Raw genomic sequence first — 6948 nt, forward strand, 5'->3', positions numbered from 1 at the left:
AATTAAGTCACTCCCTTCATAAAATAGAAAAGGCCGGAAGCTGAACTTCCGGCCTTTTTAATTGAGATTAACTTAAAGCATTAATCGTAGATTGTTGGAATTGGTTGACGCTTGTGTTGTGTTGCTTTGTAGATGCTCACTAAGCGGTCTGATACGTCTTGAGGTACTTCTTTACCTTCAAGGAAATCATCGATTTGATCGTAAGTTAAGTTTAGCGCTGCTTCGTCAGCTTTTTGTGGGTCAAGCTCTTCTAGATCGGCAGTTGGTACTTTCTTAACTAGCAACTCTGGCGCGCCTAGTGTTGCCGCTAGTTCACGAACTTGACGCTTGTTCAGGCCAAACAAAGGCGCTAAATCACAGGCACCGTCACCGTGTTTAGTGTAGAAGCCAGTGATGTTTTCTGCTGAATGATCAGTACCAATCACAAGACCACCAACGTAACCTGCGATTTCGTATTGTGCGATCATACGAGCTCGAGCTTTTACGTTACCTTTTACAAAGTCGATTTTTGCCGAGTCTGTTGGTAGTAGGCCCGTTCCTTCAAGTGCAATGTGAGAAGCCGCGTGAAGTCCATCAACACCTGCTTTAATGTTCACAGAAACTGATTGGGAAGGCTGAATAAAAGAAAGAGCAAGTTGTGCTTCATCTTCATCTTTTTGCTCGCCGTAAGGTAGGCGAACTGCGATGAATTGGTAGTCGTTGCTGCCTGTGCTTTCATTCAAGCTGTCAACAGCCAGTTGTGCTAGACGACCACAGGTAGTCGAGTCTACGCCACCACTGATACCAAGGATCAGGGACTTGCAGCCAGACTGCTGAAGTTTCGTTTTGATAAAGTCCACACGACGAGTCACTTCGAAGTGAGGGTCAATTGAAGGTAGTACGCGCATTTCGTCACGAATTAACTGTTCCATTCGTATTCCTTTCCTGCAAGCAAATTAAAAATCTAGTGTTATCATACCTAAATCATTCGATTTAAAAACCTCTTTGCACAAGCTTAGAAAGAGAAGGCAGCAATTAATAATGGAAAAAATAGCCATTTTCGGTAGTGCGTTTAATCCGCCGAGCTTAGGGCATAAAAGTGTGATTGATTCACTGGCTCATTTCGACAAGATTCTTCTGGTACCAAGTATTGCCCATGCTTGGGGAAAAGAGATGCTAGACTTTGATACGAGATGTCAGTTAGTTAACGCATTTATTAGTGATCTTTCATTGGCTCAAGTTGAACTATCATTGATCGAAAAGAGTTTGTTTACGCCCGGTGAAAGTGTGACAACTTATGCTGTACTCAGTGAATTACAAAAGTTACATGGTGACGCTGAACTCACGTTTGTTATCGGACCGGACAACTTCTTCAAGTTCTCATCTTTCTATAAATCAGGTGAGATTACCGAGCGATGGTCTGTAATGGCTTGCCCAGAGAAGGTGAAGATCCGTAGCACAGACATTCGTAATGCGTTGATAAGTGGAAGCGATGTATCAAAACTGAGTACAAAGTCAGTTACAAAGATGTTGCAAGATGGTGGTCTGTATACAATAATGTAGATTCACTAATTCAAGAGGTCTGATGACTATGCTAAAGCGCGCGATACCAGCGACGATGATCATTGCAGCATGCAGTTTACCTGCACAGGCTGAATGTGACTTTTTTAGCTTAGATTCAATCATGCTGACTTCTGATGATGAGAATAGCTGTCTAGATTTTTCCACGAGTATTGAGTCTTTTGGTGAGCGCATGCTGGAAATAACTGGTATGAGTGAAGACGAAGCCGAGAGCACACCAGACTATTGGTCTGACTGGGTACTTCAAACCAAAGATGCACCACTGTTAACTCAAAGCCTTGAGTCAAATTATGTTGGCTTAGGGATGTGGTTTCCTGAAGACTTAGAAGATGCGCAATATGATATGTCTACTGAAGAGTGGCTTTTGAATCACGGTTTGCAATTAAGCATTGGCTTCGGAGAGAAAGTAGAAGGGCAACCTCGTATGCGTTTTGATTATCGTTGGCACGATTCAAGAGATGCCGATTTGATGATGCAAGTTGAGTTACCGTTTTAGACCAACACGATTCTTCTATAAGATTGTAAATCTAGCTTTTATTTATCCTGAATTAGTACTAAGAATTAAAAAAGCCGCAGAAACTCAGTTTTTGCGGCTTTTTAGTATCTAAATATTGGCTTTTCTCAGCGACATTATGCCTTATTAGCGACTATAGATCGTCACCAAACACCAGCATACACAGTTGTTCAAACTCTTCTTCTTTACCTGAGAATAGGTCATCGATCACAGCTGCACGCTTCTGGCCTGATTGCATGCGCTTCTTCGCTTCGCGCATTACCATCACTAAGGTGTGCTCTTGTGGCAGGTTAGAGTCATCAATGTTCCACTGATTGAATCGTTGAGACAACGCACTTTCACAAAGCAGAGGTTTGAATGCCAGCACTTCTTGCTTGAGTACAGAAAGCATGTCTTTGCACGCTTGCTCGGTATTGTTAGCACCTGAAGCTCGGCCGTGAGTCAGTTCTAGCTTCTCTAGCAACGCCAAAGAGAGGTTAGTTTGCGTGATGTAACCTGCTTGGCGTGGGAAAGCATCTGTCAGTCGAACAGAGAAATCGACACGGCTAACTTGAGTGTTAGGGAAGTAGGTCAACGAAGTTAAGCAGTCAAATGGAATCCAAACGCTTTGGCCTGGTTCAACGGCGTACTCTTGCTTACCCAGTTTGATCAAAACCAAGCCACTTTGAACCGATACAAGGCTATGTTTTAGTACTTTCTTGCGTGGTGTGATCACCAGGTGTGAAAAGTAAGCCGATGTATATTCAATAGCGAAGTTCATAGATAGTACCTTAATTTTGGGGCGTCAAGATTACCGTTAATCTCAAAGAATGCCAACAATAACAGGCTATTTTCACTGTTTCTGGTCTGACCTTGTCAAAAGTATGGGCTCTGTAGCTGCGAGAAGTCAAAACAACGCGTAGAATGAGCTAGCTTTTTATTATATGAATGAAAAAATGACCTCTCCAACTGATCCATATGTTGATATTCGTCCTTACGGCGATGATGAAATTCCAGCGGCACTAAACCGTCTTATTAATGATGAAGAATTCATCAGTGCGATTCTGAACTACCGTTTTTCGAATCACGCAGCTTGGTTCCAAGCATTAATGAGCCCAATTCTACGTGTTTACTTAAAAATGAAGTGGAGCAAGCTGACTAGCGTTGAATCGATTCAGATTGAAGTGAAAAAGTACTTACGTGACACGTTAGCGAACACCACAAACGGTGTGACGTACACAGGCTTAGAGTCATTGGATGTGAATCAAGCATACTTGTTTGTATCAAACCATCGTGACATTGCTATGGATCCAGCATTGGTGAACTACGCATTGCATCAACAAAATCACCAAACTTGCCGTATTGCGATTGGTGATAATCTTCTGAAGAAGCCGTGTGCGACAGAGTTGATGCGCTTGAATAAGAGCTTTATCGTTAAGCGCTCGCTTAAAGGGCCGCGTGAAATGATGAAAGCGTTAGGCCAGCTCTCTTCTTACATTAAGCACTCTTTAGATACTGGTAACTCTATCTGGATCGCTCAGAAAGAAGGCCGTGCAAAAGACGGTAATGATTTCACTGATCCTGCCATCCTTAAAATGTTTCATGTTGAAGGACGCAAACAGAAGCTGGCGTTCCCTGAATACGTGAAGTCACTGAAGATTGTCCCTGTCTCTATCTCATATGAGAATGATCCTTGTGATACGGCTAAAGCGATCGAGCTGTTTGAAAAAGATGTAAACGGCAGTTACGAAAAAGGCGAATTTGAAGATATCGAGAGCATTATCCAAGGTATCGTGGGCAATAAAGGGCGCATCCACGTTGGGTTTGGTCAGGTTATCGATCAAGACTTTGAGACTCCAGAAGCATTGGCTGAAGAGATTGACCGTCAGATCCATGATAACTACAAGCTGTTCCCTGTAAACCTGCTGGCGGCAGAGAAAGAAGATGACTCGATCACAGCTACGGTTAAGAAAGAGTTCGAAGACAAGCTAGCAACGTTGCCAAAAGGTGCGCGTCAGTACTTGATCGACAGCTACGCGAACCCAGTGAAGAACATTGGTTAACGAAGATTTCGCTTAATTGATTGAATTGAAAAAGGAGCCTTGAGCTCCTTTTTTTGTTTTTTACTTATACTTTTTGATGGTAAGAGGCTAAGCCACAGGCAAGGCTAGCGCGCCACTGCACCGCCAAGTTCTAAATTTGTTGGCCAAGTCGTGACGGTGTTGCCACCTAAATAGATATTGCCTTTCACCGTCATCGTTTCTGGGAATGCAGTAATCGCTGAGCCGCCGATATACAGGTCACCATCAATCACAATGCCATTCGGCAGTTCGGTTAAAGGGGTGCGAATCACACTGAGGTCGCCTCTCACTCGTAGGCCGTTGGGCAGCCTTTGCAATGGAGTGTCAGTGAAATTAATGAACCCGCCGACTCTTACGCCTTTAGGCCAGCTGGTGATTTTGCTACCCATGAAGTCGGCGTAGCCTTTGATTTTTACACCACTTGCTACTCTGGTTAGCTGACTATTAGAAGCCTTGAGGCTGCCGTTAACATCAAGCCCTTTAGGTAAACGTGTGATCGGGGTGTTTTCGATATTAAGATTACCATCGACCACTAAACCGGTTGGAAGCGCTGTGTAAGGCTTATTTCGGAGATATAAGTTTCCGTAATTGTCCAGATGGTTCAATATTTGATAGTGATCGATTGGTTCTGCACTGACATTTGTTATGGTTAAAGAACCAATAATAAGTGCAATTATTCTGAGCATAACAGGCTTCTTATTACGATAGACGTTAACACTATAATGGAAAAATTATTCTCGCACAGTGTTTTACCCATTTGGCGGTAGATAAAATAGAAATCGTTTGGCTAATCAGAAATTCAGCGACAATGGCAGGTAAATGGATGACTAGAGTAAATATACAAATAATTAAGAGCGTCTTGGTAGCAAGTGCAATGTTTTGCTCAATGCCTGCCAATGCGAATAAAGTAATTTCAACGCCGGGGAAGGCTGCGGTGGTGGTTACTCAAAGTGGTCAACAGCAACGAGTTTGTTATTATGATGACAAGGCATACAGCATTGGGGCGGTGTTAGAAGTGTCTGGTGTTGTGATTCAGTGTGCTGCGGAAAATGATTTTGAGACGAATGGGGCACTTGCTTGGGTACAAATAAAAAAAGACGAGTAATTTAACTCGTCTTTATAATAAGAATATAAGTGCTTATATTAACGCGCTAGAGAGCGAGTCTTAAGTTCGAAAATAATCTTTTCTGCACTAACTTCAAACTTGAAGCGAGCGTGCAATTCAGTGCTTTCTTCCGTCATTTCTGACGCTTCGTACTCAACATTGCTAGAGACTTGCTTTGCTAGCTCTACGTACTTTGCAAATTCAGTTTCAATTAGGGCTTTTGAGTTACCGTAAACTGTTACCTCAGCAACATCGTCGCCTTCTTTGATGATGAACCCGATTTCGCCCGCGCAGCCGCAAGCTTCACATACGTCGTTGTTACCAATATCTTGGCTCATAAATAATCCTCTTACAAAATTTGAGGTTATTCTAACGAGCAATTTGAACTGTATCTACAAAAATTAAAATCTTTGAACTAATTTGCATTGGTATGCTATGTTGTTTGTTGCAGGGTTAAATGAATATGTACATTCGCGCCGACAAATATGTATGTGATCTATCTCATGTTTTGTTGAAAAGCAGTGTCATTAATTTGTTAGAATATCATTCAGTTAGTTGCTTCGTGACTAATTTTATAAGACTATCTATTGCTTGATAGGTATTTATACAATGAATTTATTGTTGGGTATTTGATATTCTAAGTAGTTATTTTAGATTAACCACTTAGAGCGGTAAGGTTACTTTCGAAGAATAATTAGACAAAGTGCCCAAAGAGGCAGCACTGTAAAGTTGTTTATGCGAAGTACTGGCGGGTATTTTATTGGAAATACTTGCGAAAAAATGCCTTGCTCACATAATGCTGATAACAATTTTCATTCTGACTTCATTTTATTGAGTTAGATGGATTTACAAAGAGAAGAGCCTGAATATGCCAAAGCGTAGTAAAGAAGATACAGAAATCACAATCCAGAAGATTATGGATGCCGTTGTAGACCAGTTACTAAGGTTGGGTTACGACAAGATGTCATACACGACGTTGAGTCAGCAAACGGGCGTTTCTCGTACAGGTATAAGCCACCACTTTCCAAAGAAAACAGATTTCACAGCTGCTCTAGACGGTCGAATCTTCAAGATGTTCATGGAGCACATTGATTTCGAAAATGGTCTTGATGCATTTTCAGCTAGCTGGGTTAAAGCGCTTGAAGACGCTGAGTTCCTAGCAATTTTACGTTTACTTTTCCACCATATCGTTACAGCTGAAAACGCACACGAATTTGCGGCAAACGGTATTGATCGTCTTTACAAGCTAACTGAGACTCAGTTTGGTGATACAAGCGGTAAAGAACTTGAGTGGTTGATTGGTAAATCACTGATTCGTATGAGCCAATAATCAATACGTACTAAAAGAAGCTCCTGAGGGAGCTTTTTTTGTGCCTATCGTCTGATAGCTGTCACTTCTTTTCTTTTGTCACTCTCTAAAGCAGCTCGTCTATTCGCTTCTCTAATAGCGATATTTCTTTTCTTTTTATAGGCTTACATTTGCCTTGTGCTCATCTTTTCCAATCTAACTGGGCGAGTGTCTACTGATAATGTTCATTTCTAGCGCCTCAAAGGCTCGAGGTGAGACGTTTTGGGAGCATTGCTATGGTTACTGGTAAAATTAAGTTTAAGGCGAGAGAGAGGCTATGAACCAATAAAAAAGCCTCGATAAAATCGCAATGTAGATCAGATAAGGATCGGTTGACCGATCCTTCTTCTGAGAGATAATC

9 protein-coding genes are annotated in these 6948 nt (G+C 41.9%); 5 read left to right on the forward strand and 4 right to left on the reverse strand.

What is annotated here, in order from left to right:
* Positions 1-80: 80 nt before the first annotated feature.
* Complete coding sequence (gene nadE, locus JC606_RS18295; RefSeq protein WP_137408618.1) at positions 81-911, reverse strand: ammonia-dependent NAD(+) synthetase; 831 nt, start codon at positions 909-911, stop codon at positions 81-83.
* A 109-nt stretch (positions 912-1020) separates the two neighbouring features.
* Here nadE and JC606_RS18300 point away from each other — a divergent pair, with 109 nt between their 5' ends.
* Both JC606_RS18300 and JC606_RS18305 read left to right on the forward strand, forming a co-directional pair.
* The gene (locus JC606_RS18300; RefSeq protein ID WP_198779129.1) at positions 1021-1542 is read left to right on the forward strand and encodes a nicotinate-nicotinamide nucleotide adenylyltransferase; all 522 of its coding nucleotides are present in this window, start codon (positions 1021-1023) and stop codon (positions 1540-1542) included.
* 22 nt (positions 1543-1564) lie between these two features.
* Entirely contained in the window at positions 1565-2056 is a 492-nt protein-coding gene (locus JC606_RS18305) for a hypothetical protein (RefSeq protein WP_198779130.1), read from the forward strand.
* Between the two features lie 151 nt (positions 2057-2207).
* On the opposite strand, the gene JC606_RS18310 is transcribed toward JC606_RS18305, so the two are convergent.
* Positions 2208-2834 carry a hypothetical protein gene (locus JC606_RS18310; protein WP_004737748.1) on the reverse strand — a complete coding sequence of 209 codons (627 nt, stop codon included), beginning with the start codon at positions 2832-2834 and terminating at the stop codon, positions 2208-2210.
* A 175-nt stretch (positions 2835-3009) separates the two neighbouring features.
* On the opposite strand from JC606_RS18310, the gene JC606_RS18315 reads away from it, so the two are divergent.
* Complete coding sequence (locus JC606_RS18315; protein ID WP_032498059.1) at positions 3010-4116, forward strand: 1-acyl-sn-glycerol-3-phosphate acyltransferase; 1107 nt, start codon at positions 3010-3012, stop codon at positions 4114-4116.
* 104 nt (positions 4117-4220) lie between these two features.
* On the opposite strand, the gene JC606_RS18320 is transcribed toward JC606_RS18315, so the two are convergent.
* Positions 4221-4820 (reverse strand): hypothetical protein, encoded by a 600-nt coding sequence (locus JC606_RS18320; RefSeq protein ID WP_008215701.1) that lies wholly within the window; start codon positions 4818-4820, stop codon positions 4221-4223.
* A gap of 122 nt (positions 4821-4942) precedes the next feature.
* Between JC606_RS18320 and JC606_RS18325 the strand changes: the two genes are divergently transcribed.
* Positions 4943-5239 (forward strand): YnjH family protein, encoded by a 297-nt coding sequence (locus JC606_RS18325; protein ID WP_198779131.1) that lies wholly within the window; start codon positions 4943-4945, stop codon positions 5237-5239.
* A 38-nt stretch (positions 5240-5277) separates the two neighbouring features.
* Here JC606_RS18325 and JC606_RS18330 read toward each other — a convergent pair whose 3' ends face one another.
* Positions 5278-5577 (reverse strand): YfcZ/YiiS family protein, encoded by a 300-nt coding sequence (locus JC606_RS18330; RefSeq protein WP_061032207.1) that lies wholly within the window; start codon positions 5575-5577, stop codon positions 5278-5280.
* A 530-nt stretch (positions 5578-6107) separates the two neighbouring features.
* On the opposite strand from JC606_RS18330, the gene JC606_RS18335 reads away from it, so the two are divergent.
* Complete coding sequence (locus JC606_RS18335; RefSeq protein WP_004737753.1) at positions 6108-6569, forward strand: TetR/AcrR family transcriptional regulator; 462 nt, start codon at positions 6108-6110, stop codon at positions 6567-6569.
* The last annotated feature ends 379 nt before the right edge of the window (positions 6570-6948 follow it).

The sequence above is a fragment of the Vibrio sp. IB15 genome (genome assembly GCF_016406055.1).
In the GTDB taxonomy this organism is placed as follows: Bacteria; Pseudomonadota; Gammaproteobacteria; order Enterobacterales; family Vibrionaceae; genus Vibrio; species Vibrio chagasii.

Coding starts and splice junctions, on each gene's coding strand:
- nadE (WP_137408618.1), bottom strand. CDS start 911: ATGGAACAGTTAATTCGTGACGAAATGCGCGTACTACCTTCAATTGAC.
- JC606_RS18300 (WP_198779129.1), top strand. CDS start 1,021: ATGGAAAAAATAGCCATTTTCGGTAGTGCGTTTAATCCGCCGAGCTTA.
- JC606_RS18305 (WP_198779130.1), top strand. CDS start 1,565: ATGACTATGCTAAAGCGCGCGATACCAGCGACGATGATCATTGCAGCA.
- JC606_RS18310 (WP_004737748.1), bottom strand. CDS start 2,834: ATGAACTTCGCTATTGAATATACATCGGCTTACTTTTCACACCTGGTG.
- JC606_RS18315 (WP_032498059.1), top strand. CDS start 3,010: ATGACCTCTCCAACTGATCCATATGTTGATATTCGTCCTTACGGCGAT.
- JC606_RS18320 (WP_008215701.1), bottom strand. CDS start 4,820: ATGCTCAGAATAATTGCACTTATTATTGGTTCTTTAACCATAACAAAT.
- JC606_RS18325 (WP_198779131.1), top strand. CDS start 4,943: ATGGCAGGTAAATGGATGACTAGAGTAAATATACAAATAATTAAGAGC.
- JC606_RS18330 (WP_061032207.1), bottom strand. CDS start 5,577: ATGAGCCAAGATATTGGTAACAACGACGTATGTGAAGCTTGCGGCTGC.
- JC606_RS18335 (WP_004737753.1), top strand. CDS start 6,108: ATGCCAAAGCGTAGTAAAGAAGATACAGAAATCACAATCCAGAAGATT.